General features: G+C 64.7%; 23 protein-coding genes and 1 pseudogene. 10 read left to right on the top strand and 14 right to left on the bottom strand.

The window, feature by feature from the left end:
* Window position 1 precedes the first annotated feature (1 nt).
* Window positions 2-1168 carry a mechanosensitive ion channel family protein gene (locus tag J7S20_RS14920; protein WP_284055033.1) on the bottom strand — a complete coding sequence of 389 codons (1167 nt, stop codon included), beginning with the start codon at window positions 1166-1168 and terminating at the stop codon, window positions 2-4.
* A 10-nt stretch (window positions 1169-1178) separates the two neighbouring features.
* The gene (locus J7S20_RS14925) at window positions 1179-2195 is read right to left on the bottom strand and encodes a DNA topoisomerase IB (protein ID WP_284055034.1); all 1017 of its coding nucleotides are present in this window, start codon (window positions 2193-2195) and stop codon (window positions 1179-1181) included.
* A 121-nt stretch (window positions 2196-2316) separates the two neighbouring features.
* Here J7S20_RS14925 and J7S20_RS14930 point away from each other — a divergent pair, with 121 nt between their 5' ends.
* Together J7S20_RS14930 and J7S20_RS14935 are read left to right on the top strand one after the other, a co-directional pair.
* Window positions 2317-2874: a type 1 glutamine amidotransferase domain-containing protein gene (locus J7S20_RS14930; protein WP_284055035.1), complete on the top strand. Its 558-nt coding sequence runs from the start codon at window positions 2317-2319 to the stop codon at window positions 2872-2874.
* A 93-nt stretch (window positions 2875-2967) separates the two neighbouring features.
* Window positions 2968-3897, top strand: coding sequence for a right-handed parallel beta-helix repeat-containing protein (locus J7S20_RS14935; RefSeq protein WP_284055036.1), 930 nt, complete (start codon window positions 2968-2970; stop codon window positions 3895-3897).
* 118 nt (window positions 3898-4015) lie between these two features.
* Here J7S20_RS14935 and J7S20_RS14940 read toward each other — a convergent pair whose 3' ends face one another.
* From J7S20_RS14940 to J7S20_RS14950, 3 genes are read right to left on the bottom strand one after another with little or no spacing between them, the layout of a single operon-like run.
* A complete protein-coding gene (locus J7S20_RS14940) occupies window positions 4016-5767 on the bottom strand; it encodes an asparagine synthetase B family protein (RefSeq protein ID WP_284055037.1) in 1752 nt (583 codons plus the stop codon).
* A 40-nt stretch (window positions 5768-5807) separates the two neighbouring features.
* Window positions 5808-7172 (bottom strand): putative O-glycosylation ligase, exosortase A system-associated, encoded by a 1365-nt coding sequence (locus J7S20_RS14945; RefSeq protein ID WP_284055038.1) that lies wholly within the window; start codon window positions 7170-7172, stop codon window positions 5808-5810.
* A complete protein-coding gene (locus J7S20_RS14950; RefSeq protein WP_284055039.1) occupies window positions 7165-7326 on the bottom strand; it encodes a hypothetical protein in 162 nt (53 codons plus the stop codon). Before J7S20_RS14950 ends, J7S20_RS14945 begins: the two co-directional genes overlap by 8 nt.
* 119 nt (window positions 7327-7445) lie before the next feature.
* On the opposite strand from J7S20_RS14950, the gene J7S20_RS14955 reads away from it, so the two are divergent.
* A complete protein-coding gene (locus J7S20_RS14955; RefSeq protein WP_284055040.1) occupies window positions 7446-8660 on the top strand; it encodes a TIGR04063 family PEP-CTERM/XrtA system glycosyltransferase in 1215 nt (404 codons plus the stop codon).
* Complete coding sequence (locus J7S20_RS14960) at window positions 8657-9514, top strand: hypothetical protein (RefSeq protein WP_284055041.1); 858 nt, start codon at window positions 8657-8659, stop codon at window positions 9512-9514. Before J7S20_RS14955 ends, J7S20_RS14960 begins: the two co-directional genes overlap by 4 nt.
* A gap of 14 nt (window positions 9515-9528) precedes the next feature.
* On the opposite strand, the gene J7S20_RS14965 is transcribed toward J7S20_RS14960, so the two are convergent.
* Both J7S20_RS14965 and J7S20_RS14970 read right to left on the bottom strand, forming a co-directional pair.
* A complete protein-coding gene (locus J7S20_RS14965; RefSeq protein ID WP_284055042.1) occupies window positions 9529-9837 on the bottom strand; it encodes a hypothetical protein in 309 nt (102 codons plus the stop codon).
* Window positions 9834-10022 carry a hypothetical protein gene (locus tag J7S20_RS14970; protein ID WP_284055043.1) on the bottom strand — a complete coding sequence of 63 codons (189 nt, stop codon included), beginning with the start codon at window positions 10020-10022 and terminating at the stop codon, window positions 9834-9836. The genes J7S20_RS14965 and J7S20_RS14970 overlap by 4 nt, the downstream gene beginning before the upstream one ends.
* A 94-nt stretch (window positions 10023-10116) precedes the next feature.
* Between J7S20_RS14970 and J7S20_RS14975 the strand changes: the two genes are divergently transcribed.
* The gene (locus J7S20_RS14975) at window positions 10117-10749 is read left to right on the top strand and encodes a S24 family peptidase (protein WP_284055044.1); all 633 of its coding nucleotides are present in this window, start codon (window positions 10117-10119) and stop codon (window positions 10747-10749) included.
* On the opposite strand, the gene J7S20_RS14980 is transcribed toward J7S20_RS14975, so the two are convergent.
* Window positions 10750-10929 carry a hypothetical protein gene (locus J7S20_RS14980; RefSeq protein ID WP_284055045.1) on the bottom strand — a complete coding sequence of 60 codons (180 nt, stop codon included), beginning with the start codon at window positions 10927-10929 and terminating at the stop codon, window positions 10750-10752.
* A gap of 159 nt (window positions 10930-11088) precedes the next feature.
* Here J7S20_RS14980 and J7S20_RS14985 point away from each other — a divergent pair, with 159 nt between their 5' ends.
* The 3 genes from J7S20_RS14985 to J7S20_RS14995 all read left to right on the top strand — a co-directional run bounded on the left by J7S20_RS14985 (window position 11089) and on the right by J7S20_RS14995 (window position 17530).
* Window positions 11089-11316: a hypothetical protein gene (locus J7S20_RS14985; protein WP_430980954.1), complete on the top strand. Its 228-nt coding sequence runs from the start codon at window positions 11089-11091 to the stop codon at window positions 11314-11316.
* 68 nt (window positions 11317-11384) lie between these two features.
* Entirely contained in the window at window positions 11385-13370 is a 1986-nt protein-coding gene (locus tag J7S20_RS14990) for an autotransporter assembly complex protein TamA (protein ID WP_284055046.1), read from the top strand.
* Window positions 13364-17530 (top strand): translocation/assembly module TamB domain-containing protein, encoded by a 4167-nt coding sequence (locus J7S20_RS14995; protein WP_430980956.1) that lies wholly within the window; start codon window positions 13364-13366, stop codon window positions 17528-17530. Before J7S20_RS14990 ends, J7S20_RS14995 begins: the two co-directional genes overlap by 7 nt.
* Before the next feature lie 26 nt (window positions 17531-17556).
* On the opposite strand, the gene J7S20_RS15000 is transcribed toward J7S20_RS14995, so the two are convergent.
* Both J7S20_RS15000 and J7S20_RS15005 read right to left on the bottom strand, forming a co-directional pair.
* A complete protein-coding gene (locus J7S20_RS15000; protein WP_284055048.1) occupies window positions 17557-18825 on the bottom strand; it encodes a mechanosensitive ion channel family protein in 1269 nt (422 codons plus the stop codon).
* An 83-nt stretch (window positions 18826-18908) separates the two neighbouring features.
* Complete coding sequence (locus tag J7S20_RS15005; protein WP_284055049.1) at window positions 18909-20333, bottom strand: aldehyde dehydrogenase family protein; 1425 nt, start codon at window positions 20331-20333, stop codon at window positions 18909-18911.
* Window positions 20334-20452: 119 nt separating this feature from the next.
* Here J7S20_RS15005 and J7S20_RS15010 point away from each other — a divergent pair, with 119 nt between their 5' ends.
* Complete coding sequence (locus tag J7S20_RS15010) at window positions 20453-21424, top strand: quinone oxidoreductase family protein (protein ID WP_284055050.1); 972 nt, start codon at window positions 20453-20455, stop codon at window positions 21422-21424.
* Between the two features lie 7 nt (window positions 21425-21431).
* Here the strand turns inward: J7S20_RS15010 and J7S20_RS15015 are convergent.
* From J7S20_RS15015 to J7S20_RS15025, 3 genes and pseudogenes are all read right to left on the bottom strand, one after another.
* A pseudogene (locus J7S20_RS15015) lies at window positions 21432-21710 on the bottom strand (NADPH-dependent oxidoreductase); the annotation flags it as partial.
* A gap of 176 nt (window positions 21711-21886) precedes the next feature.
* The gene (glnA, locus tag J7S20_RS15020; protein WP_284055051.1) at window positions 21887-23299 is read right to left on the bottom strand and encodes a type I glutamate--ammonia ligase; all 1413 of its coding nucleotides are present in this window, start codon (window positions 23297-23299) and stop codon (window positions 21887-21889) included.
* 93 nt (window positions 23300-23392) lie between these two features.
* The gene (locus J7S20_RS15025) at window positions 23393-23731 is read right to left on the bottom strand and encodes a P-II family nitrogen regulator (RefSeq protein ID WP_284055052.1); all 339 of its coding nucleotides are present in this window, start codon (window positions 23729-23731) and stop codon (window positions 23393-23395) included.
* 187 nt (window positions 23732-23918) lie between these two features.
* Here J7S20_RS15025 and nfi point away from each other — a divergent pair, with 187 nt between their 5' ends.
* Window positions 23919-24617, top strand: a complete 699-nt coding sequence (gene nfi / locus J7S20_RS15030; protein ID WP_284055053.1) for a deoxyribonuclease V — start codon at window positions 23919-23921, stop codon at window positions 24615-24617.
* Here nfi and map read toward each other — a convergent pair.
* Window positions 24608-25435 carry a type I methionyl aminopeptidase gene (gene map / locus J7S20_RS15035; RefSeq protein ID WP_284055054.1) on the bottom strand — a complete coding sequence of 276 codons (828 nt, stop codon included), beginning with the start codon at window positions 25433-25435 and terminating at the stop codon, window positions 24608-24610. The two genes, nfi and map, sit on opposite strands and share 10 nt — an antisense overlap.
* Between the last annotated feature and the right edge of the window lie 10 nt (window positions 25436-25445).

Raw genomic sequence — 25445 nt, forward strand, 5'->3', positions numbered from 1 at the left:
ATCAGCTTTCGCGGACGACCGCGCTGCCTGCCGGATCGACCGGCTTGCCGTCCGGGCCAGCCGCAAAGGTCATCTGCGTCGGATAGGCGATGTCGATGCCGTCGTCGTTGAACTTCTTCAGGATGTCGATGCCGATCGCGGTGCGCCGCTCATAGAACTGCGCATAGTCCGGGCCGTCGCTGTCGAAGATCACTTCGAAATCGAGGCTGCTCGCCCCGAAGCCGGTAAAGCCGCAGCGCACGAAGGTACAGTCGTGCCGCTCGACGATCTCCTTCAGCATGTCGGGGATTTTCGCGCAGACCTCGGGCGGGGTCTGGTAGATGACGCCCACCGCGAACGAACCGCGGCGATGGACGCGGTGCGTGTTGTTGATGATTTCCTTGTCGAGCAGATTGCGGTTCGAGATGATCCGCTCTTCGCCGTCGAACGAACGAATGCGGGTCGATTTCAGGCCGATCTGCTCGATCGAACCGAACGTCGTGTCGTAGGAGATGCTGTCGCCCTTGCGAAAAGGGCGGTCGAAGATGATCGACAGCGCCGCGAACAGATCGGCGAAGATGCCCTGTGCGGCCAGACCGATGGCGATGCCGCCGACGCCGAGGCCGGCGACAAGGCCGGTAACATCGACGTTCAGGTTGTCGAGCACCACGATCAACGCGATCGCGAACAGCGCGAAGCTGACGAGCAGGCGGATGATGCTCATCGCGCTGCCCAGTGTCTCGCCATGCTCGCCCGCCTCGGTACGGTGGACGATGAACCCCAGGATCACCTCGCGCGCCCAGATCGCGGCCTGGAATACCGCTGCAACGGTGAAGAGGAAGGTGACGGTCGTCTGCACGACCGTGGGCGCATAGGAATAGCCGACGACCAGCTTGATCGCCGTCATCAGCATGAAGAAATTGGTCGTCTTGCCGATCGCCTTGCCGATGATCGTGGTCCAGCCGGTCGTATCGGTGTTGCGCCGGGCAAGCTTGGCGCCCCATCCGCGCAATCCGCGCAGGATCAGATAGATTACCGCGCCGATGGCGACGGCGATCAGGATCTGAAGCCAGTGAGTCTGGACCCAGGCCGCGCTCGAATGGAAAAGATACTGTGCCTGCTGGTCGAAGCCGGCGGTTGTGATCTGGGTCGTATTCGTAGCGGCGCTTGCCGCGCTGTTGCTGTTCATGTCGCTCCTGTCAGGCTGCCTTGGCAGGGTGCGGCGCTTCGTCGGCCGCTTGCGTTTCGAGATATGCGATCAGACCGCGTTCGTGGCGGGACAGATAGCGTGTCGCGCGCGGAAGGCAAAACTCTGTGCGGAAATGTGCGTCACCGTGCTTGCACAGGTCGATCAGCCGCGGATGGACATAGGATTTGCGCGCGATCGCCGGCGTATTGCCCAGCGCATCGACGACCGGTTCGAGCATCTGTTTGAGCGAAAGATCGCCGTCGGCTTCGATAAGCGCTTCGAAGGCGAGAACGCTCGCGCCCCAGGTGCGGAAATGCTTGGCGGTGAAATCCTCGCCCATATGCTCGTGGATATAGGCGTTCACGTCACTCGAACTGACAGGATGAGCGTCACCGTCATCGCCCATATAGTGGAACAGGTGCTGGCCCGGCAGGTCCTGGCACCGCTTTACGAAGCGGCTGAGCGATCCGTCGGTGACGCGCGCGACGCGCTCCTTGCCCGATTTCGCACGATATTTGAGCTTCAGCGTCTTGCCCGACAGTTCGGCGTGGCGCTTGCGCAGCGTGGTCGCGCCGAAGCTCTTGTTCGATCTGGCATAGCCTTCGTTGCCGATCCGCAGATTGCCGAGGTCGAGCAGGCGGACCACCGCCGCCACCGCGCGTTCGCGGCAGAGCGAATGGCGGCGCAGATCGGCTTCGACCTGTTTGCGCAGATCGGGCAGGCGATGGCCGAACGCGATGCAGCGGTCGAACTTCTCCGCTTCCTGATGCTCGCGGAAATCGGGGTGGTAGCGATATTGCCGCCGGCCCTTTTCGTCATAGCCGATCGCCTGGATATGGCCGTTGCAATCGGGGCAGAACCAGCAGTCGCGATAAGCGGGCGGCATGCCGATGGCGTTCAGCCGGTCGATTTCGTCGCGGTCGGTGATGCGGTTGCCGTCCGCATCCCAATAGCTCCAGTCGTTTCCAACCTTGCGGCGGCTGATGCCGGGCGTCTCGTGATCGGAAAATTGCAGGTCAGGCGGCATTGGTCGGTAAACCCTTTCGACGAACGCATTGAATGCTCGGCCCGTCGCTTCGTTCCGGAACAGTCCGGCGGGGTTGCCCGTTTTGTTCATACTATCCCAACCCCCGCAGGAGATTGAAATCATGGCCGATCTTTCCGATACGAACGTCCTTATCCTCGCCGCCGACGGTTTCGAGAATTCAGAACTCTTCAAGCCGCGCCAGGCGCTGCTCGATGCCGGGGCGGAGGTCACGCTGGCATCGATCAAGACCGATCCGATCCAGGGCGTCGTCCACGATTCGGACGAAGGCGACAAGATCACGCCCGACATGACGCTCGATCAGGTCGATGTCAGCCGCTTCGATGCGCTGGTGCTGCCCGGCGGCGTCGCCAATCCGGACACGATGCGCTTGCAGGACCGCGCGATCGAAATCGTTCGCGAATTCTTCGACGCGGAAAAGACCGTCGCGGCGATCTGCCATGCGCCGTGGCTGCTCGTCGAAGCCGGTGTGGCAAAGGGCCGCAAGGCGACAAGCTGGCCGTCGGTCCGCACCGACCTGAAGAACGCCGGTGCCGATGTGGTCGATGAAGAGGTCGTCATCGACGGCAACCTTATCACCAGCCGCAAGCCCGACGACATTCCGGCGTTCAACAACGCGATCATGGAAGCGTTGCAAAAGGTGCCCGCCGAAGCCGCCTGAACCGGGCCGAACCCAAAAGAGGGTTAACGCTCTGGCCACCATTTTCCCCGTGTCGCACTATGCGGCACGGGGTTTTTGCTGCCGGAGATTCTCATGCGTCTCGTTCTTCTTCCGATCGCGCTTGCCATCGCCGCACCGGCTGCCGCGCATCCGGCCGGCGGGCCGTTCACCGTTGCCGAGACCGGACGGTCCTTTGCGCATCTGGACGACGCGCTGGCTTCGCTAGGCGGCGGCAACGGCACCATCCGCATCGCACCGGGCCGCTACCGCGACTGCGCGGTGCAGGAATCGGGCAGCGTCGCCTATGTCGCCGAAGTGCCGGGCAAGGCGGTATTCGACCGCGCGATCTGCGAGGGCAAGGCGTCGCTGGTGCTGCGCGGCCGCTCTGCCAAGGTCGACGGACTGGTGTTCATGCACACCTTCGTACCAGACGGAAACGGCGCGGGTATCCGTATCGAAAAGGGCGATCTGACGGTTGAGAACGCGATGTTTCTCGACGGCCAGAGCGGCATCCTGTCGGCAAGCGACCCCGACAGCTCGATCACCATCGACCATTCGACCTTTGCCGGGCTTGGCAAGGACCCGACAGGCAACGGCGCGCATTCGATCTATATCGGCGATTATGGGTTGCTGACCGTCACCAATTCGCGCTTCGAACGCGGCACAGGCGGGCATTATCTGAAATGTCGCGCGCCGGTGGTGACGATCCTCGACAACAGTTTCGACGACAGCCAGGGCAGCCACACCAACTATATGATCGACCTGTCGAACGGTGCGTCCGGGCGGATCGCCGGTAACAGCTTCCTGCAAGGTGCGGGCAAGGACAATTATTCGACGATGATCTCTGTCGCGCCCGAGGGGGCGAAGAATTCGTCCGAAGGGCTGGTGATCGAGGATAATCGAGCCTGGCTCGCGCCTGCGTTCGAGCACAGCACGACGTTTGTCGGCAACTGGTCGAACGACCGCGTGACGGTGCGCGGCAACGAACTGGCGAACCGCATCAAGCCCGAAGCCGCACGCTGAGGCCTTTCCGTCATCGTGACGAATGTCAGGACCGATTGACGCTCCGCCTGGAGTATTGCGCAGCGTGAGTGGATTCCGGATCAAGTCCGAAATGGCGATCTCGTTCGCTGTCGGCCGTTCAATCGGACAGCTTTGACCCGAGATATTCGGCCAGATATTCAAGGCACGCGATACGCCGCCAAAGGCCGGTGTCGGTCACGTTTTCCATTCGAAACCACCGCCGCATCATCGGAAAGCCGGGATTGACGACGCGGTCCATATATTCGGGCGACAGCAGCCCGCCATGTTCGTCACCCATCGGGCGCAGGCGGCGCTGCACGGCATAGCTGTTGGCGCGCACCCAGGCCGGGCGGATGCGCGACGACCATTCTTCGAAGCGGTGACGCCGCGACGGCGGTTCGGCGAAGCTGTGGCCATAGGCGGACATATGCGCCGCCAGTCCGGGGTCGATCGCCTCCAGCAGCCTGGCCTCGAACCGTCCGACCTGCTTCATCGTCATGGGCAGCGCCATCGCTTCCGCCACCACCTGATGATCGAGGAACGGCATCATGTACGCGCCGTAGCGCGCCTCGAGCCCGATCTCGCGACCGAACAGGGCGCGGCAGCGGACGCGCGGATAGATTTGTTCGATGCGCAGGCGGGGCAGGGGCGTGCGAATATCGGTTGCGCCGACCGCTTCGGCGATCTTGCCCGCGACCCGGTCGATAAAGGCGCGCGGGTGGAACTCTGCGGTGACGTCGCGGCTGGTGAAGCGCGCGAAAAAGGTGTTGGCGACGGCAACCGCCGATTTCGGCCGGTCGCTCAGATAGAAGAAGTCGCGCCAGATTTCGCCGCAACCGCCCGATGCGGCAAGCCCGCCGCCCGCGTGCCGCCCCTCGATCGCGACCATGTTGCCGCCATTGTCGAAAATGTTGCCATAGCCGGGCAGCGCGTCGAACCTGTGAAAATGTTTGCGCGTCAATTCGGTGAAGGCGTCCGGGGCGAGTGGTCGTTGCGCCTTGTCGATCCATTCGACCTCGAATCCCTCGGCCTTGCCGATGGCGCGGGCGATCTCGACATCCTCGCTGCCCGGCGGTCCATAGACATAGACATGCGGTGTCGACCCGGCGGCGCGCAGCGTTGCGAGCACCAGGCGCGAGTCGATGCCGCCGGATAGCGGGCAGTGAACATGGTCGCCAAAGTGGTCAACGTGCGCCTCGACCACCGCCATCAGCCGGTCGCGGTGCGCCGGTATGCGCTCGGCGATGGTCTGCGCGTCGGCCGTGTCGGGGAGCGGCTTTTGCACCTCGTGCAGCGTCACCCCATCGGGCGTCAGTTCGGCGATGTGGCCCGGTCCCAGCGTTTTCAGGTCGGCAAAGACCGTGTCGTTGCCGATCGGCATGACGTTGAACGCGAACTCATACAGGCCCTGCGGGTCGAACCGGACCTGCGGCAGTGCCTCGAGCGCCGACAGGAGCGAGGTCGAGAGCACGCGCTGCCCCCGGTCGAGATAGATCTGAAAGGCGGCGAACCAGTCTGTGAAGACGAAGGTGCGCCCGCGCTTGTGGACGACGGCGGCGAACTGGCCGCCGATTCGCGACCAGTCCAGCCCGTGCGGCAGGTCCGCCTCGTCGAGCAGCATCTCCAGCGCGGCGCGGCCCATGCGGCCGGCATAGGTCAGCGTGCCGGCGATCGCGGCGAAGTCGGCGCCACGGGTGAACACCGTCTCAGGCCCGCCGATCATATAGGGCCAGGCGAGCACGTCCCAGCCACGCCCCGGCAGCGCGGTCGGACCGGCGAAACCGTGACGCGCGAACTGCGCGCGCGCGGCCGTCAGCGCATCCGAAGCGTGCTGCGCGTCTTGCGTGTTGACGAGGAACAGGCCTGCCATGGCTGCGTGCCTACCGAAGGAGGGTTAAAAAGCCGGTCATTCAGGCGGGTTGCGGCTGGGCGGCGGGCGGCGGTCGTCGCAACATCGGCGCACGCGCATTTTCGCGCCGCTTGCGCGCGACATAGGTGTCGAAACCGATCTGCGTGCCGACGAGCATATAGACGAACGGGTTGAGCGCGATGCCGACAAAGGCGGCGCCGAGCAGGTAAATCATGTGCGCCTGTTGCAGCGCCACGGCGAGCGGCGCGATCCACGCATCCTCGCCCTCTGCCTTGCGATATCGCCTGCGGATCAGTTCCATGCGGAACAGGCCCGAAAAATGGATGCAGATCCACAGCAACAGCCCCGGCCATCCCTGCTCGCCCAGCATCTCGAAATAAGCGCTGTGATAGGCGCGCGCCTGATCGGTTTCCTTGGTCTTTTCGACGAGCTCGTTGTTCGCTTTGCCCTTGGTATCGACCAGATTGTAGCTCAGGCGGTTCTGGCGATACGCCTCGAACCCACCGCCGAACGGGTGATCCTTCACATAGTTCAGCGTCCAGCCCCAGACCGCCAGCCGCGTCGATGCCGATTCGTCCGACTTGTAGGTCTTTATCGTCTCCATCCGCGCCGTGTAGGACGACGGGAGGAGCGGGATGACAGCAAGTCCAACGGCGGCGATCGCGCCGAGGTAGAGGAGCTTTCGCTTTACCTCGCGCAGCATCAGGAGCGCGAGGAAGGCGATGCAGACAAGGCCGGTGCGTGCCGATGTGCCGATAGGGATCAGCATGCATGCGAAGATCAGCGCATAGCAATAGATCTTCACGCGCCAGTCGGGCTTGAAGATCGTGCCGTGTTTGGTGAACCACAGGATGATCGGGATGACGCAGATCGACACCGCAGAGATGATGCTGCCCTCGAACAGGCCCGAATTGTTGGAAACCATCAGGTTGAGCTCGCCATAGCCGCCGCCCGAGGCGAGCGTCTTGATACCGCCGACCACGACGATCGACGACAGCGACAGCAGCATGAACAGCAGCAGCGCTTCGATCCGGAGCTTGGTGCGCAGCGTGAGCGGCAGGAACATGGCGAAGATCAGCGCCTTGTACACCCAGTCCCATTTGAACGCCGCCTCGACCGGGAAATCCGCGTGGAGCGTCGTCCACCAGCAATAGCAGAACAGCGTGAGCAGCAGGAACTGGCGCGGCGCCACGCGCACGTCGCGCTTGTCATCGACCAGCAGCCAGCCGAGCGCGGCACAGCCGAACGCGATCAGCGAGATCGGGATCGAATTGAGCAGGAAGTAGCTCAACCGCTGCGGCGAGACGACGTCGATATAGACATAGGTGAGGACGAACAGGAACGGCCGGCGAAAACCGAACGCCAGCAGCGTCGCCAGAAATCCGATAAAGGCGAGGTCACGCACGCGGACGCCCCCATCTGGATGTTTTGACCTCGGTCCGGCCGCGCTTCATGCTTGGCTTGGCGTCTTCGCGGTCGAGATCGTCGCGGCGCAGCAGCAGCCATGCCGTCAGCAGCAACAGGCCATGCGATAGGCCGAGCGCGAAATTGTCGATCATGTGTCGCAGCCGCCTTTTCGTAACCGGGCAATGGGCGCCGCCCTTGCCGTGCTTTACGCTTCCTATCGGCGACGGGTTGACGCTGCGTTAAACAGTCCTGTGGCAGGGGGATTCGCGACATGCGGATTCTTCACATCCTCGATCACGGCCTTCCGCTGCACAGCGGCTATGCGTTCCGGACCCGCGCGATCCTGAAGGCGCAGCAGGCGTTGGGCTGGGACGTCGCAAGCGTGACCGGCCCGCGCCACGGCGACAGCGATGCGGGCGTGGAGGTGGTCGACGGCCTGACCTTTCACCGGACGATCGCACCTGCCAAGGCGCCGACGCCGCTCGGCGAATGGCGTGAGATCAGGGCATTCTCCAAGCGCATCGACGCAGCCGTCGACGCCTTCCGGCCCGATATCCTCCACGCGCATTCGCCGGTTCTGGATGCGATCGCGGGGCTGCGCGTCGCGCGACGGCGCGGCCTGCCGCTCGTTTATGAAATTCGCGCTTTCTGGGAAGATGCCGCGGTCGGCAACGGCACGGGTACCGAGGGATCGCTTCGCTATCGCCTGACCAAGGCGGCGGAAACGCGAGCGGTGAAACAGGCCGATGCGGTGGCGGTGATCTGCGAAGGACTGCGCGACGACCTGATCGCGCGCGGCATCGATCCGGCGAAGATCATGGTGTCGCCAAATGGGGTCGATATGACGCTGTTCGGGACCGCCCCGACGCGCGACGCTGCGCTGGCGGCCGAACTCGGCCTCGATGGCGGCGATGTGATCGGCTTCATCGGTAGCTTTTACGATTATGAAGGGCTCGACGACCTGATCGCGGCGATGCCGATGCTCGTGGCGAAGCGTCCGGCGGCTCAGCTCGTGCTGGTCGGGGGAGGGCCGGAGGAACCCGCGCTCAGGCGGCAGGCGGAAGCGTCATCGGCCGCCGGGCATATCCATTTCATCGGCCGCGTGCCGCACGATCAGGTCGAACGCTATTACGGGCTGATCGATATCCTCGCCTATCCGCGCAAGCGCATGCGGCTGACCGACCTGGTGACGCCGCTCAAGCCGCTGGAGGCGATGGCGCAGGAACGGCTGGTCGCGGCGTCCGATGTCGGCGGCCACCGCGAACTGATCCGCGATGGCGAGACCGGCACGCTGTTTCCGCCAGACGATCCCGCAGGCATTGCCGATGCCCTCTCCGCGATGTTCGCCGACCGCGAAAGCTGGCCGCGGCGCCGCGCCACCGCGCGGGCATTTGTCGAGGCGGAGCGTAACTGGTCGTCAAATGTTTCGCGCTACGATCCTGTCTATCGAGCGCTCGTTCACCCCAGCGAATCGGATAAGTCATGACCGCGTACACGTTCCGTCCCAGCCTCAAGGCCCCGCTTACTGCCACGGCCCCGCTTGCCGCCGCACTGTTTGCCGGGGCTGCGATCGGGCTTGCACCGGTTGCGATGCTGGAACGCGTGGTGATGGAAAGCGGTCTGCCGGCGGTGCTTCCTGCCGCCGCTCCGCCGCTGGGCGTAACCGCGCGGGTCGCGATGGCGCTGATTGCCGCAGGGCTGGCCGCCATGGCCGTGTGGGCGGTGGTTTCGCTGCTCGCGCTGCGCCGTCTTGGCGCGTCGCAGCCCGCCATCGCCGATGAACCCTATGAGATGGTGCCGCAGGTGCGCCGTGCCGATGCGCATCCGGACGCCCCGCCGCGTGCGCCGCTTCGCGCCACGGTCGATCTCGGCGTACCGTCCGAGCCGGCGCGCGACATCGAGGCAGTCGAAGACGATGCGATCGTTGAAGAAACGCCTGTCGTTCTGCGCAAGCCGCCGGTCGAGCGTGACCTTCCCAACGATCTCGATCAGCCGCTGTCGAGCTACGATCCCGACGCGCTGCCCGACACACCGCTGGCGCCGCAACAGCCGGTGCGTCCGCTCCATCGCCCGGCGCCGCAACCGCTCGAGGCCGGGGAGCGCCTGGAAACCTTCGAACTGACGCCGCCGGTGCGTCGGGCATCCGAACCGCAGCGGATAGAGGAAGACGATATTCCGATCACCGGGCCGGAGACGGAGGCGACGGTTCATGCGCTGCTCGAAAGGCTCGAACGCGGTGTCGAGCGTCGCGCGCGCCGTCGCGTCGAAAAGCCCGCGACGGCAGCGGCGGGGCTGAACGGTACGCTCGACCAGCTTCGCAAGCTGGCGGTAAACGGCTGATCGCACGAAAGGCGTCAGCGCTCCTCCACACTCAGCACCTCGATCGCGGCGATGGTCGAATCGCCGCCGGTGCGGACGCATTCGACCGATAGACCGGCGACCAGATGCCCGCGTAGCGGCAGGTCCGCTTCGGGCAGACCATCGAGCCAGCACCTCGCATCGCCGGACAGGCGCATGGTGATCTTGTGCCGCGCGCCGACAAAGGTCGCGCTCGCCCAGCGCCTCCAGTCGCCTGCCGCGATCTCCACCGAAATTCCGTGATCGGCGCCGCTGCGGATGAGCGCGCGTTCCAGCAGTGTCGCTGCATCGGGACCGCGGCTCATCGTTTGGCCTCCGCATCGTCACGCGCCATGAACGCTTCGATCCGCGCGATCATTTCCGCACGCGGTTCGCGCCCGTTGCGCATGTCGCCGACCAGCCGCGGATCGCGCGCCGCGAGCCGACCGAATTTGGTCGGCGGCATATTCTGCTTCCTGAGATAGCGTTCGACCTTCCACAACACCGTCATGCTCGCCTTTCTCCCGAGTCTCGCTTTCGATGTTCCTTGTCTGTTCTGGGAAATCCTACTTGTCTAGGAAATTTCCTACGCGTATGGATCGACTATGGAGAAAGCGGTCGATCCACGCGCGGCGCTAGACGCGCTGGTCCATGAACGGGGCGAAAGCTATGCCGCGCTCTCGCGGATGCTGGGGCGCAATCCGGCCTATCTTCAGCAATATGTGAAGCGCGGATCTCCCCGGATATTGCCGGAGCGCGACCGGGCGATGCTCGCGCGTTACTTCGGGGTGGCCGAAGCGCAGCTGGGCGGTCCGGCAGAGGCGGGCGCGCTGGTCGGCGTGCCGGCGGTCGATGTCGCGGCGACAGCGGGGCGGGGCGGTCTGCTCGCCGATGACGCGCGCCGCCATGTCCGCCGCTTCGATGCAGAGCTGCTTCGCGCGCTGGGGCTCAAGCCCGCGGCGGTATCGCTGGTGCGCGTCATCGGCGATTCGATGGAGCCGACGCTGTTCGACGGCGACGAAATCCTCGTCAACAGTGCCGATCGCTCGGTGGGTACCCCAGGGGGGCTATATGTCCTGCGCCTCGACGACGGCGTGATGGTCAAGCGGCTCCGGCGAGACGGCGACGCGATCGTGATATCGAGCGACAATCCCGCCTATATCGAACAGCGCGCAGGCAAGGGCAGCGGCATCCAGATCATCGGACGCGTCGCCTGGCTGGGCCGCGTGCCCGCCTGATCAGCGGCGGCCGCGCTGCCAGAGTTCGAGCAGGATCAGCGCGACCATGCCCGCGCCCAGTCCGGCGAAGAAACCGATCGTCACCTGACCGACGATCAGTCCGATCACGACGCCGGCAAAGATTCCGATGGTCAACAGAATGCCGCCGGCGAGCGGTTTTTGCGGGGTGGGCTGTTCCATGCGCGGCGTTTGCCATGTCCCGCGATTGGACGCCACCGTCTTGATCCGGGACAGGCGGTACGACCCTGCATGCGATGGTTATGCGCCGTTTACCCTCGCACCCGTGGGAAACGCGCGAAACCGCGCCGTTTGGCACATAGCTTGTTGGTGGCGCGGGTGATGTTCGATCCCCCCATGCCCCAGCTCCCCTATCTCGCCAGCATTGAAGAGGTAGTCACTGCCGATCGTCTGATCGCCGAATATGGCGAAGAGGCGGGATTCGAGGCGGCGTCGCGTGCGGATCGCAGCCGCGACCTCGGCAACCACATCCATTTCTGCCGCTGGCGGCAGATCGAGCGGCTGATCCTGATGCTGTCGGCGGACGAGGCGGTCGGCACCGTCCATTGATCGGATTGCACGTTCGGCGCGCGGCGAGACCATTGCCGGTGCCGTGCGGTTCGCGCTAAGCCCCTTTCATGTTTCGCCCGGTTCGTCCGCGCGCCGTGTGTGCCGGCGCCGTAGGCCTTTTTCTCGCCATGCCGGTCGCCGCGCGCGCCCAGGACGTGCCCGCTACTCCCGCGCCCGATGTTTCGCAGCAGCAAGGCGTGCCCGATCCCGGCGCGCTCGATCCGACATCGCCGCTCGATCCGCTGCCCGATCTCGGGGTCGACTGGCCCGACCTTGCCACTGCGCCCGAAGCGGTGGCGACGGAAAATGGCGGGCAAACCGATGTCGCGTCGGAAACGCGCTACCACTATCAGATCACGGGCGTGGACAATCTGGCCGGTTCGACGCTCCAGAAGCGCTTTACCGAGCTTTCGACACTCAAGGACAATGAGGGCGAACCCGCCAATCTGGCGCAGATAGACCGCCGCGCGCGCGAGGATTCGAAGCTGCTCGTCGAGCTGCTCCGCGCGCGGGGATATTATGATGCGCGCGTGGATACGAGCGTCGATCGGCAAGGCGATGCGCTGATGGTAACGCTCCACGCCGATCCGGGTACGCTCTATCACCTGAGCGACGTGACGCTTGCCGGGCTGAACCAGGCGGGCGAACAGGCGCCGGCACTACGCAGCGCCTTTGCCGTCAAGCAAGGCGATCCGGTCGATGCCGATGCCATCGCGGCGGGCGAAGCGGCGCTCAGGACCGAGATCGTCGACAAGGGATTCCCCTTCGCCAAGGTCGGCGATCCGAAACTGGTGGTCGATCACGACAGCGCCACCGCCACGCTGACCGTCCAGGTCGATCCCGGTGGAAACCGGCGGTTCGGCAAGATCATCACCCCCAATACCGATGTGTTCGGCGCCGACCATGTGCAGGAGATCGCGCGCTTCCACCCCGGCGACCGGTATGACCAGACCGATGTCGACGATTTGCGCCGCGCGATCATCCAGACCAGCCTCGTATCGTCGGTCCGCATCCAGCCGGTGGAGGGCAGCACGCCGGACACGGTCGATCTGAACGTGACGATGACGCCCGCGCCGCCGCGAACGATCGCGGGCGAGCTGGGCTATGGCACCGGTGAGGGCGCACGTGCTGAGGTAAGCTGGACGCATCGCAACCTGTTTCCGCCGGAAGGTGCGCTGACATTGCGCGGCGTGCTGGGCACCAAGGAACAGCTTGGCAGCGTCATCTTTCGCCGCAACAATTTCCACGGCCGCGACCGTGTGCTGACGCTTCAGGCGTCGGCGGCGCATACGCAGCGCAACGCCTATGACGCGAACACTCTTCAGCTTGCCGGCACGCTGGAGCGGCAGACCAATATCTTCTTCCAGAAGGCGTGGACCTGGTCTGTCGGGGCCGAGCTGCTGGCGTCCGACGAACGCGATGTGATCGTATCGACGGGGCAGCCGAGGCGGCGCACCTATTTCATCGGCGCACTGCCGACGAGCCTCGATTATGACGGGTCGGACGACCTGCTCAATCCCACCCGGGGCTTTCGCCTCGGCGCGCGGGTGTCGCCCGAGCTGTCGCTGAGCGGGCAGGTCTTCGGATATACCCGTGTCCAGATCGACGGCAGCGCGTATCAGCCGGTGTCGGACACTGTCGTGCTGGCCGAACGCGTGCGATTGGGCACCATCTTCGGCGCGCCGCGCGATGCGGTTGCTCCGTCGCGGCGTTTTTATGCCGGCGGCGGCGCGTCGGTACGCGGTTATGGCTATCAGGATATCGGCCCGCGCGATCCCAATAACGATCCGATCGGTGGCCGCAGCCTGACCGAATTTTCGATCGAGGCGCGGGTAAAGGCGTTCGGCAATTTCGGCGTCGTGCCGTTTCTCGATGGCGGCAACATCTACACCTCGCCATTGCCCAAACTGTCGGGCTTTCGTTACGGCGCGGGGCTGGGCGTCCGCTATTATTCGAGTTTCGGGCCGATCCGCGTCGATGTCGGCACGCCGCTCAACCCCCAGCCGGGTGATCCGCGCATCGCCGTCTATGTGTCGCTGGGACAGGCATTTTGACCGAGGCCGCCGAGGACCGGGAAGAGGGAGCGCCCGCGCGGAGCCGCTGGCGTTGGCCACGGCGGATCGCGATCGCGGTCATCGCGCTGTTCGTGGCGGTGGCGGGCACGCTGGCGCTGCTCGACACCGATATGGGGCACCGCTTCGTCGCCGACCGGATCGCCGCGCTCCAGCCCGCCAACGGCCTGCGGTTCAAGGTCGGGCGGATCGATGGTTCGATCTATTCCAAGGCGCGGATCAGTGGCCTGCAAATCTCCGACTCGCACGGCGTCATTCTGCGCGCACCGGTCGCGGAACTCGACTGGCGACCGCTGCAATGGGTATCGAACCGGCTGGCGATCGACAGCCTGATCGTTCCGCGCGCGACACTCTACAAGCTGCCCGAATTGACGCCGACCGGAAGGCAGGGGTCGATCCTGCCGGGGTTCGACATCCGTGTCGGCGCGCTGCGAATCGACCGGCTGGCGATCGCGCCCGCGGTGACCGGAACCGCACGCGAAGGGCGGCTGGCAGCGCGCGCCGATATCCGCTCTGGCCGTGCGCTCGTCGATCTGGCGGCGGTGGTCGAAGGTAGCGACCGGCTGCGTGTCAAGCTCGATGCAGAGCCCGACCGCGACCGTTTCGATGTCGATATCGCCGCCGATGGCGCAGCCGACGGTGTCCTCGCCAAGCTGACCGGGATCGCCAGACCGCTCCGGCTGCGCGTTGCCGGCGACGGCCGTTGGAGCCGCTGGGACGGCACTGCACTCGCCAGCGCAGGCGATGCGCGGATCATCGACCTCCGTCTGTCCAACCGGTCGGGGAGCTATGCGCTGGGGGGCATCGTCGCGCCGGGCACGCTGACGCATGGCAAGCTGCACCGACTGACCGCGCCGCGCGTGCGTGTGACGGGCGCCGCCACGCTCGCCAACCGGCGGATCGACGGCAATCTGGCCTTGCAGTCTTCGGCGCTGAAGGTCGATGCGAGCGGCGTCGTCGATCTCGGCAAGAGCATGTTCCGCAACGTGCGGATTCGCGCGAACCTGCTCAAGCCGCCGGCGCTGTTTCCCAACATGACCGGGCGGGGAATCGAACTGCGCGCCATCCTTGACGGCGCGTTCGCCACGGCAAGCTTCGACTACCGGCTCGACGCGGTGCGGTTCGCGTTCGACAATACCGGGTTCGAGGACGTTCATGCCGCGGGCAAGGGGCGTTTTTCGAAGTCGCCGGTTACGGTTCCGATCCGCATGTCGGCAAAGCGCGTGACGGGCGTCGGCGATGTCGCCGGGGGCATTTTGCGCAATCTGAGCGTCGATGGCGCGTTGAAGGTGTCGGCAACGAAAGTTACCGGCGACGGGCTGAAAATCCGATCGGACAAGCTCAACGGCACGATCATGCTGACGCTCGACCTGCGCACCGGGCAGTATCTGGTGACGCTGACGGGTGGGCTGCGCCGCTATCTGATCCCGGGCCTGGGCATCGTCGATGTCGATTCGCACCTTCAGGCGGTGCCCGGCCCCGGTGGTCACGGTACGCGCGTCGTCGGACGCGGTACGGCGCAGATGGTGCGGCTCGACAACGCATTTTTCCGTTCGCTGACCAAGGGACTTCCGCATATCGAGACTGAGCTCGAGCGCGGCCCCGACCTGATCCTCCACTTCCGCAATCTGGTGCTGACCTCGCCTGCGCTCACGATCCGCGGCAATGGCTTTCGCCGACGCGACGGCACGTTCCATTTCGAGGGTACGGGCGAGCAGGCGAGCTATGGTCCGTTGACGATCGTGCTCGACGGCAAGATCGACCATCCGACGCTCGACCTGAAATTCCAGCACCCGAACGACGCGCTTGGCCTGCACGATGTCGTCGCGCATCTCGATCCTACCGATCAGGGCTTTGCCTATCGTGCCGAGGGCGGGTCCCGACTTGGCCCGTTCACCGCGAACGGTGCGATCCTGCTGCCGCCGGGCGGTACCGGGCGGATCGGCGTTGCCGAACTCGCGGTCAGCGGCACGCGGGCCACCGGCGGGCTCGATATCGTCGAGGGTGGTTTTCGCGGTCGATTGTCGCTGGATGGCGGTGGCCTGTCCGGCAATCTCGATTTCCGGCCGCAGGGCGAGATTCAGCGGATCGATGCGGCGATCGACGCTGCCGATGCGCAGCTGGGCCGCGACATCCGCGTGGGCCGCGGCCATGTCGATGCCTCGATACTGCTCGACCCCGACGGAACCGTGATCGACGCCACCGCGCGCGCGCGCGGCGTAACCGGCAGCGGAATCACGATCGGCAGGCTCGCCGCGAACATCAAGCTGCGCGGCGGGGAGGGGCAGGTGCACGCATCGATCGCCGGGTCGCGCGGGCGCGCATTCGACCTGCAGACCGTCACCGATATCAGCGCGAACAGCTATAGCGTGCAGGCGCAAGGAACGCTCGACGGGCGCACGATCAAGCTGGAAACGCCCGCACGCCTGACACGTGCCGGCAATGGCTGGCGGCTGGACAAGACCAGCCTGACCTTTGCCGGTGGTCAGGCGACGGTGTCGGGCGCGTTCGGCGCGGGCGGCAACGCCATCGACGCCAGTGTGACACGGATGCCGCTATCGGTGCTCGACATCGGCTTTCCCGGGCTGGGGCTGGGCGGCAATGCCTGGGGCACGCTCAGCTATTCGAGCAATGAAGGCGGCGCGCCCACCGGCAAGATCGACATGACGGTGCGCGGGCTGACGCGGTCGGGTCTGGTGCTGTCGTCGAAGCCCGTCGATATCGGCGTCACCGGCTTGTTGCGCCCCGACCGTGCGGTCGTCCGCGCGATCGCGGCGGCGGATGGCAAGACGATCGGGCGCGCGCAGGCCCGACTGGCGCCGCTTGGTAGTGGCGACCTGACCAGTCGCCTGACCCATGCACCGCTATTCGCTCAGGTCCGCTACAACGGTGCGGCGGACACGTTGTGGCGGCTGACGGGTATCGAGCTGTTCGACCTTTCCGGCCCGGTGGCGATCGGCGCGGATGTCGGCGGAACGCTCGTCGATCCACGCATCCGCGGATCGCTCAACACCGACAATGCCCGAATCCAGAGTGCGACGACGGGCACCGCGCTGACGGGTGTGAAGGCGAGCGGCAGGTTCAACGGGTCGCGGCTGGTGATCGGGCGGTTCTCGGCATCGGACGGGCGCGACGGCAGCGTGACCGGCTCGGGCGCATTCGACTTTTCCTATGGCGGCGTCGGCATCGACCTCAATTTGCAGGCGGACAAGGCGCGGCTCATCAACCGCGACGATATCGCCGCCGTCGTCAGTGGCCCGATTTCGATCAAGTCGAGCGGCAAGGGAGGCACGATCTCGGGTGATGTGCGCCTCGACAGCAGCCGCTATCAGCTCGGCCAGGCACAGGCGGCGACCGAAATCCCGCAGATCGACACGCGCGAGATCAACCTTCCTTATGGCAGTGCGGTCGAGGACAAGCCGACCGAACCGTGGAAGATGAATATTCACGCACGCGCTCCCGATTCGATGCGCGTGCGCGGCCTGGGGCTCGACAGCGAATGGTCGGCCGATCTGCGCATCGGGGGTGAGCCGAGCAATCCCAGCATTCGCGGCCGCGCCGACCTGATCCGCGGCGATTACGAATTTGCCGGACGCACCTTCGATCTGGAGCGCGGCATCATCCGCTTCGAAGGCTCGCAGCCGCCCAATCCGGCGCTCGACATAGAAGCGAACGCCGATACGCAGGGGCTATCGGCAACGATCCGCGTGACCGGCACCGCACTGAAGCCGGAAATCGGTTTTTCGAGCACGCCGGCGCTGCCCGAGGACGAATTGCTGTCGCGCCTGCTGTTCGGCACCTCGATCACCAATCTGTCGGCGCCCGAGGCACTGCAGCTCGCATCGGCCGTCGCAGCGCTCCAGAATGGCGGGACCGGGCTCGACCCGATCAACGCGGTACGCAAGGCGGCGGGGCTCGACCGGCTGCGCATCCTGCCACCCGATCCGCAGACCGGGCAGGCCACCGCGATCGCCGCCGGCAAATATCTGACCCGCCGGACCTATGTCGAGATCATCTCCGACGGGCAGGGCTATTCCGCGACGCGGGTCGAGTTCCAGGTCACGCGCTGGCTGTCGCTGTTGGCGAGCGTTTCGACGATCGGGCGGCAGAGCGTGAACGTGCGGGTGTCGAAGGATTATTGATCGAACACGGCGCGGCGGCGGCCGCGTCAGGTCTGGGCGGTTTCGGGCGTCTGCAATGCCTGTGTGAACCGCAATGCCTGTGCGAAATCGCGTCCCGTCGGCTGCTGGAACAGCCGCAGGTCGAATTCGCGCAGCACGGCGAGCAGATGGTCGAAAATATCCGCCTGAATATCCTCATATTGCGCCCACACGGTCGTATCGGTGAAGCAATAGATTTCGAGGCCGAGCCCCTCGGCGCTGGGTTCGAGCTGGCGGACGAGCAGCGTCTTGTCGGCGGCGATATGCGGGTGCGCCGACAGATAGGCGACCAGATAGGCGCGGAATACGCCCAGATTGGTCATCTGTCGCCGGTCGGCCTCGGTGCGCGGGCCGGGGAGGTCGGCGTTCCACGCGGCGATCTCGCGCGAACGCTCGTCGAGATAGGCGCGTAACAGGCCGAAACGGCGGGCATCCTCGACTTCGCTTTCCGACAGGAAGCGGACGCTGTTCTGATCGATCATCAGCGACCGCTTGATCCGTCGCCCGCCCGATTCCTGCATCCCGCGCCAGTTGCGGTAGGATTCGGAGATCAGCTTGTGCGTCGGGATCGTGGTGATCGTCTTGTCGAAATTCTGCACCTTCACGGTGTGCAACGCGATGTCGATGACGTCGCCATCGGCGTTGTATTGCGGCATGTCGATCCAGTCGCCGACGCGCAGCATGTCGTTCGAACTGAGCTGGACCGATGCGACGAGCGACAGGATCGTGTCCTTGAAAACGAGCATCAGCACCGCCGCCAGCGCGCCGAGCCCCGACAGCAACAGCCATGGCGAGCGCCCGATCAGCGTCGAGACGATCAGGATCGCCGCCGCGCAATAGACGAGGATCTTGCCGACCTGGATATAGCCCTTGATCGGCCGCTGCGCCGCGTCGGGGCGCAGGATATAGGCCTGGTTGACCGCGGTCAGAACGGCGCTTGCCGCACGCGCGATGGTGAAGATGACAAACGCGTTCGCCAGGCTTTCGACCAGCGTGCGCACCTCGTAGGGAAGGTGCGGCACCAGCACGATGCCTTCGCCGATGATGACCGCCGGCACGGTGTTGACGAGGCGCCCGATGACGACGGGGATCGCGGGAATATTGTCGTCGAAGGTCGTCCGTTCGAGCAGCCCGTCGACCGCGCGCAGGACGATGCGCTTGGCGATCCAGTTGGCGATCGCCGCAAGCGCCAGAAGCGCGAGCAGATAGACGCTCGATTCGACGAACGGATGCGCGTCAAGCAACGAAGCGATGTCGTTGATCGGTCCCTCCCACACGGATGCGGCCGACGCCGGCCGGGCGCCCGCGTGCCTAGCCGGATCGGCCCATCGCGGGCAAGCCCGTCAACCTGCGCGAGCGGCTAGGCGGCGGCGTTCACCAGCGACTTCACCTCCATGAACTCGGCCAGCCCGAACTTGCCATATTCGCGGCCATTGCCCGATTGCTTGTAGCCGCCGAACGGGACGTTCGGATCGGGGTTGCCGCCATTGATATAGACCATGCCAGCGCGCAGCCGGCCGGCTACCTTTTTCGCTTGTTCCGGGTCGCCGAACACGACTGCCGACAACCCGTAATTGGTGTCGTTGGCGATGCGAACGCCGTCGTCCTCATCTTCATAGGCGATGATGGTGACGACCGGCCCGAAAATTTCTTCGCGCGCGATCGTCATGTCGTTGGTGACACCCGAAAACAGCGTGGGGCGGACATAGAAGCCCTGCTCGACACCATCGGGACGATCAGGGCCGCCGACCTCCAGCGTTGCGCCTTCGTCCATGCCCTTGCGGATCAGGCCCTGAATCTTTTCCCACTGCGCCTGGTTGACGACGGGGCCGATATGGCGGCCTTCCTCCATCGGATCGCCGGTCTGCGTGCCCTGCATCATCTGCTTGGCGATCGCGACGGCTTCATCGACCTGCGACTTGTGGACGAGCATCCGTGCCGGGGCGATGCAGCTCTGGCCGGAATTGACGAGAACGCTCATCAGGCCCGCAGGCACCGCCTTCGAAAGATCGGCGCCTTCGAGGATCAGGTTCGGCGACTTGCCACCCAGTTCCTGATGAACGCGCTTGACCGTGTCGGCGGCATTTTTCGCCACCTGGATGCCGGCGCGCGTCGATCCGGTGAAACTGACCATGTCGATGCCCGGATGTTGCGCAAGCGCGGTGCCGACGCCGGGGCCGTCGCCCTGGACGAGGTTGAACACGCCCTTTGGAACGCCGGCGGCATCCATGACCTCGGCGAAGATCGCGGCGGAAGCGGGGGCCTCTTCCGACGGCTTCAGGATCATCGTGTTGCCGGCGGCAAGCGCGGGTGCGACCTTCGCCATGATCTGGTTCATCGGCCAGTTCCAAGGCGTAATCAGCGCAACGACGCCGATCGGTTCGTGGACGATGATACTGGAGCCGACCTGCTCTTCGAACTCGAAGTCCTTCAGCGCCTTGATCGCCGCCATCAGATGGCCGATGCCGGTGCCGACCTGCGCGGTCTTCGACACCGCCATCGGACAGCCCATTTCGGTCGCGATCGCCTTGGCGAGGTCGTCGGCGCGGTTCTTGTATTCGGCGAGGATCGCCTCGAGCAGTTTCACGCGGTCTTCGACGCTCGTCTGCGAAAAGCTCTCGAAGGTGCGGCGCGCGGCTGCTACTGCACGGTCGACATCGGCAGCGGTTCCGAGCGTGATTTCGGTACAGGGCTGTTCGGTGGCGGGGTTGATGACTTCATGACGTCGTCCGCCCTCGCTTCCGACCCAAGCGCCGTCGATATAATGTTTGGTGTAGCTCTGCATCCTCGCCTCCCACGTCTTTGAAGATCGGGTATGGCGAGAGACATGGAAGCTAATGGGGCGAGTTGCAACCGGAAACGCATCGCTTCGTTGGCGGGGCACGACGATCTGCGGGAGGAAATATGGCACATGTCGCGCGTATCGAGCGGACCGGCGGTCCCGATGTCATCCAATGGGTCGAGACCGACCTGCCCGAACCCGCCGAGGGCGAGGTACGGATGCGCAGCACCGCGGTCGGCCTGAATTATATCGATACCTATCACCGCAGCGGCCTGTATCCGGTCGATCTGCCGATGGTGCTGGGTGTAGAGGGCGTCGGCGTGGTCGAGGCGGTCGGCGCGGGCGTGACGGACCTGGCGGCGGGAGACCGTGTGGGGGCGTTTCTGATGCCCGGCGCCTATGCGACCGAACGCAATGTGAAGGCGCAAGACCTTGTCCGACTGCCCGACAATATCGACGACGAAACCGCGGCTGCGCTCCTGCTGAAAGGGTGTACCGCGGAGTTCCTGATCGAACGCTGCGCCCGGGTGGAAAAGGGGCAGACCGTGCTCGTCTATGCCGCGGCGGGCGGTGTCGGCCATATTCTCGTCGGGTGGTTGAAAGCGATCGGCGCGACCGTGATCGGCGTCGTCGGTAGCGCCGACAAGGCGGAGGCGGCGAAAGACAATGGCGCCGATCACGTCATCCGGCACGACCTTGCCGATATCGCCAAGCGCGTCCGTGAAATCACCGATGGCGCCGGGGTGCCGGTCATCCTCGACGGCGTCGGCAAGGCGACCTGGAATGCTTCGCTGAACAGCGCGGCGCGGCGCGGCCTGATCGTCAGCTATGGTAACGCCGGCGGACAGGTCGATGGCGTCAATCTGGGCGTGCTTTCGCAGAAAGGGTCGCTGTTCGTGACGCGGCCGACCCTGTTCGATTATGCCGCGACGCCTGCCGAGAAACAGGCATCGGTCGATCGCCTGTTCGAAATGGTGGAAAGCGGCGCGGTGTCTGCCGAAATCGGTCAGAAGTTCGCGCTATCCCAAGCGGCCGAGGCGCACAGCGCGCTCGAGGCGAGCGACACCAGCGGCGCCACGATTTTGGTGCCCTGAAGGACGGTCAGCCCGGATAGGGGCTGTGTTTCAGAAGCCCGGCGAGATGCGCTGCATTGCTCGCGATCATGCCCGCCGTTTCGGATACCTTGTCCGGCACCGTGTCGAGATCCTTGAAATCGGTCGAGCCCATCGCCTCGCCCACCCAGTAGCAGGCGGCGATCGCCGGGATCGTATATCCGGTATCGTTCAGCGACTGGAACAGTTGGGCCGAGGAAAAATGCGCGCCGTCCTCGTTCCCGACGATCGCCGCGACCGCGACCTTCGACGAACTCGGCATGCGCCCCCCGTAGCTTGTCCCGGCCTAACGCTTTGATCGTGCTTGTTTTCCCGCAAATGACGAAAAACACCCGGGAAGTCGCCTCCCCGGGTGCCTGCTGTCCCATCCGGCTGATAGCCGGGCGGATATGAAGATTTGATGATCCCCGGCCCGCCATATGGTCGGGCCGAAGGATCGCGCCGTCAGGCCGAGTAATACATGTCGTATTCGACCGGGCTCGGTGTCGTTTCGAAACGGATGACGTCTTCCCATTTCAGTTCGGCATAGGCGTCGATCTGATCCTTGGTGAACACGTCGCCCTTGAGGAGGAATTCGTAATCTTCCTGCAGCGCGACGAGCGCTTCGCGGAGCGAACCGCACACGGTCGGCACATTGACCAGCTCGGCGGGCGGCAGATCGTAGAGATTCTTGTCCATCGCCTCGCCCGGATCGATCTTGTTCTGGATGCCGTCGAGGCCCGCCATCAGCAGCGCGGCATAGGCGAGATACGGATTCGCCATCGCGTCGGGGAAGCGGAATTCGACGCGCTTCGCCTTGGCGCCCGCGCCATAGGGAATGCGGCACGAAGCCGAACGGTTGCGGCTCGAATAGGCGAGCAGCACCGGCGCCTCGAACCCCGGGACCAGTCGCTTGTAGCTGTTGGTCGTCGGGTTGGTGAAGGCGTTGAGCGCGCGCGCATGCTTGATGACGCCGCCGATGAAGTGGAGGCAGGTTTCCGACAGGCCGGCATAGCCGTTGCCGGCGAACAGCGGTTCCTTGCCGCTCCAGATCGACATGTGCGTGTGCATACCCGATCCGTTGTCGTCCATGATCGGCTTCGGCATGAAGGTCGCGGTCTTGCCGTAGGCATGCGCGACCTGGTGCACGACATATTTGTAGATCTGCATCCGGTCGGCGGTCTGCGTCAGCGTGCCGAAGGTCAGGCCGAGTTCGTGCTGCGCGGCCGCAACCTCGTGATGGTGCTTGTCGCAGGGCAGGCCCATTTCGAGCATCGTCGAAACCATCTCGCCGCGGATGTCGACGGCGCTGTCGACCGGCGCGACGGGGAAATAACCGCCCTTGGCGCGCGGACGGTGCGCCATGTTGCCGGCCTCGTACTGCTTACCCGAATTGGTCGGCAGTTCGACATCGTCGATCTGGAAATAGCTGGTGTCGTAGCTGGTTTCGAAGCGGACATCGTCGAACATGAAGAATTCGGCTTCGGGTCCGACATAGATGGTGTCGCCGATGCCGGTATTGGTCAGATACGCCTCGGCGCGCTTCGCGGTCGAGCGCGGATCGCGGGCGTAAAGCTCACCGGTCGAGGGCTCGACCACATCGCAGAACAGGATCAGCATCGGGGTTGCCGAGAACGGATCGAGATACGGGCTTTCGAGGTCCGGCTTCAGGATCATGTCGGATTCGTTGATCGCCTTCCAGCCGGCGATCGAGGAACCGTCGAACATCAGTCCGTCGGTCAGCTCGTCCTCGCCCAGCGCGCTGGCGACCATCGACAGGTGCTGCCACTTGCCCTTGGGGTCGGTGAAGCGGAGATCGACCCACTCGACCTCGTTTTCTTTGATCATCTTCAGAATCTTGCCGGCATCATTAGCCATGGAAGAAAGCCTTTCGTGTTGGAACAAGTGGGGCGCGAATCACGCAATCATATTACCAGACGCGCGCGATTTTCACGCGAATGCTGCGCTGCGTCAAATAGCTTCGTCGTCGCGTTCGCCGGTACGGATGCGCAGTGCGGTTTCGACGGGTACGACGAAAATCTTGCCGTCGCCGATCCGGCCGGTCTGCGCGGCGCCGCCGATCGCCTCTACGACGCGTTCGGCAAGCGAATCCTCGACAACGACCTCGAGCTTAACCTTGGGAAGGAAATCGACGACATATTCGGCGCCGCGATAGAGTTCGGTATGGCCCTTCTGGCGGCCAAAGCCCTTTGCCTCTGTCACGGTGATGCCCGACACGCCGACTTCGTGCAGTGCTTCCTTAACCTCATCGAGCTTGAATGGCTTGATGATCGCCTCGATCTTTTTCATCGTCGTGTAGAACCTCCCCGTACGCGTTCCTTGCGGGTTCAATAACTGTGCCAGATTTCGCGCGCCCGCGATACGGCTGGTTCGCGCTGTTACGGCGCCGGACGCGATGCCGGATTTGGCGGCACCGGGAGAGGTCTGCCCATTTTTTGGGCAGCATCCCGATGTCAATTCAGACGTTGGAGGCGCCATGAAGGTTCCATCCGAATGGCTGTCGCCACCCGATCTGAAAACCGCGAGCAGGGCGCAGATCGAAATCGCCGCCGCTGCCGACCGTACCGATCGCATCGCGGCGGTGGCGCTGATCGCCGGTGTCGATACCTCGATGAAGTGGCGCGATACGCGCGGGCCGATCCATGCCGCGGTCGCGCCGCTGCGCTGGCCGGGTGGGGAGCCTCTCGACCCGATCAGCACGACGCTGATTCCGCCGATGCCTTATATTCCCGGCTATCTGGGGTTTCGCGAATGCCCGAGCCTGATCGCCGCACTCGATCGGATGGAGCGCGCGCCCGACCTCATCCTCGTCGATGGCCACGGCATTTCGCACCCCCGTCGCTGCGGTATCGCGACGCATCTGGGCGTCGTTACCGGCATTCCGACCATCGGTGTCGCGAAAAGCCTGTTATGCGGCCGGATCGAAGGCACATTGGATGAGGCGGCGGGCAGTACCGCACCGCTCGTCGATCGCGACGAACAGGTCGGGGTCGCGATGCGCACGCGTCGGCGGGCCAACCCGATCTATGTCAGCACCGGCCACCGCGTTTCGCTCGACAGCGCCGTCGAATGGGTATCGAGGCTATGCGACGGGCGAAGACTGCCGATCACCACGCGGCTGGCGCACGACGCGGCGAATGAAAGGCGGCGCGCCTGGGCCGTCGATCAGTCGTAGGGCGGCTTGGTATAGCCCTTGGGGCTGGTGGTGAAGATCTCGCAGCCGTCCTCGGTGATGCCGATCGAATGTTCGAACTGCGCCGACAGCGACCGGTCGCGCGTCACCGCCGTCCAGCCATCGTCGAGCAGCTTCACATCGGCGCGGCCGATATTGATCATCGGCTCGATGGTGAAGATCATGCCGGGCCTGAGTTCGGGGCCGGTGCCGGGGCGGCCGACATGCACCACCTCGGGCGCGTCGTGGAAAAGCTGGCCGACGCCATGCCCGCAGAAATCGCGGACAACGCCGTAGCGGTGCCGTTCGGCATGTTGCTGGATGGCATGGCTGACATCGCCCAGATGGTTGCCCGGTTTCGCCTGTTCGATGCCGAGCATCAGGCAGTCATAGGTGACCTCGACCAGGCGGCGCGCCTTCAGCGGCACGTTGCCCGCCAGATACATGCGGCTCGAATCGCCGTGCCAGCCATCGACGATCGGCGTCACGTCGATATTGACGATGTCACCGTCCTTGATCTGCCGGTCAGAGGGGATGCCGTGGCACACGACATGGTTGATCGAGATGCAGCTCGAATGCGTATAGCCGCGATAGCCGAGCGTTGCCGGAACGGCGCCTGCATCGACGATCATCTTGTGGATGAAATCGTCGAGCTCCTGCGTCGTCACCCCGGGCACGACATGCGGCGTCACCGCGTCGAGGATTTCGGCCACCAGCCGCCCGGCCTTGCGCATGCCGGCGAATCCGGCTTCGTCATGGAGCTTGATCGCGCCCGTCCGGGCGAGCGGCGTGTCGGCATTGGTCGCTATATATTCGGTCATGCGCGCCATA

This window comes from Stakelama marina, assembly GCF_018122655.1.
GTDB lineage: Bacteria > Pseudomonadota > Alphaproteobacteria > Sphingomonadales > Sphingomonadaceae > Sphingomonas > Sphingomonas marina.

Bases quoted from the DNA above. Each gene is read 5' to 3' on its own strand.
- J7S20_RS15025 (WP_284055052.1), bottom strand. From the start codon at position 23,731: ATGAAAAAGATCGAGGCGATCATCAAGCCATTCAAGCTCGATGAGGTT.
- J7S20_RS15010 (WP_284055050.1), top strand. From the start codon at position 20,453: ATGGCACATGTCGCGCGTATCGAGCGGACCGGCGGTCCCGATGTCATC.
- J7S20_RS14925 (WP_284055034.1), bottom strand. From the start codon at position 2,195: ATGCCGCCTGACCTGCAATTTTCCGATCACGAGACGCCCGGCATCAGC.
- nfi (WP_284055053.1), top strand. From the start codon at position 23,919: ATGAAGGTTCCATCCGAATGGCTGTCGCCACCCGATCTGAAAACCGCG.
- J7S20_RS14980 (WP_284055045.1), bottom strand. From the start codon at position 10,929: ATGGAACAGCCCACCCCGCAAAAACCGCTCGCCGGCGGCATTCTGTTG.
- J7S20_RS14950 (WP_284055039.1), bottom strand. From the start codon at position 7,326: ATGATCGACAATTTCGCGCTCGGCCTATCGCATGGCCTGTTGCTGCTG.
- J7S20_RS15005 (WP_284055049.1), bottom strand. From the start codon at position 20,333: ATGCAGAGCTACACCAAACATTATATCGACGGCGCTTGGGTCGGAAGC.
- J7S20_RS14960 (WP_284055041.1), top strand. From the start codon at position 8,657: ATGACCGCGTACACGTTCCGTCCCAGCCTCAAGGCCCCGCTTACTGCC.
- J7S20_RS14930 (WP_284055035.1), top strand. From the start codon at position 2,317: ATGGCCGATCTTTCCGATACGAACGTCCTTATCCTCGCCGCCGACGGT.
- J7S20_RS14935 (WP_284055036.1), top strand. From the start codon at position 2,968: ATGCGTCTCGTTCTTCTTCCGATCGCGCTTGCCATCGCCGCACCGGCT.
- J7S20_RS14985 (WP_430980954.1), top strand. From the start codon at position 11,089: ATGTTCGATCCCCCCATGCCCCAGCTCCCCTATCTCGCCAGCATTGAA.
- J7S20_RS14955 (WP_284055040.1), top strand. From the start codon at position 7,446: ATGCGGATTCTTCACATCCTCGATCACGGCCTTCCGCTGCACAGCGGC.
- J7S20_RS14990 (WP_284055046.1), top strand. From the start codon at position 11,385: ATGTTTCGCCCGGTTCGTCCGCGCGCCGTGTGTGCCGGCGCCGTAGGC.
- J7S20_RS14975 (WP_284055044.1), top strand. From the start codon at position 10,117: ATGGAGAAAGCGGTCGATCCACGCGCGGCGCTAGACGCGCTGGTCCAT.
- J7S20_RS14920 (WP_284055033.1), bottom strand. From the start codon at position 1,168: ATGAACAGCAACAGCGCGGCAAGCGCCGCTACGAATACGACCCAGATC.
- glnA (WP_284055051.1), bottom strand. From the start codon at position 23,299: ATGGCTAATGATGCCGGCAAGATTCTGAAGATGATCAAAGAAAACGAG.
- map (WP_284055054.1), bottom strand. From the start codon at position 25,435: ATGACCGAATATATAGCGACCAATGCCGACACGCCGCTCGCCCGGACG.
- J7S20_RS14970 (WP_284055043.1), bottom strand. From the start codon at position 10,022: ATGACGGTGTTGTGGAAGGTCGAACGCTATCTCAGGAAGCAGAATATG.
- J7S20_RS14940 (WP_284055037.1), bottom strand. From the start codon at position 5,767: ATGGCAGGCCTGTTCCTCGTCAACACGCAAGACGCGCAGCACGCTTCG.
- J7S20_RS14965 (WP_284055042.1), bottom strand. From the start codon at position 9,837: ATGAGCCGCGGTCCCGATGCAGCGACACTGCTGGAACGCGCGCTCATC.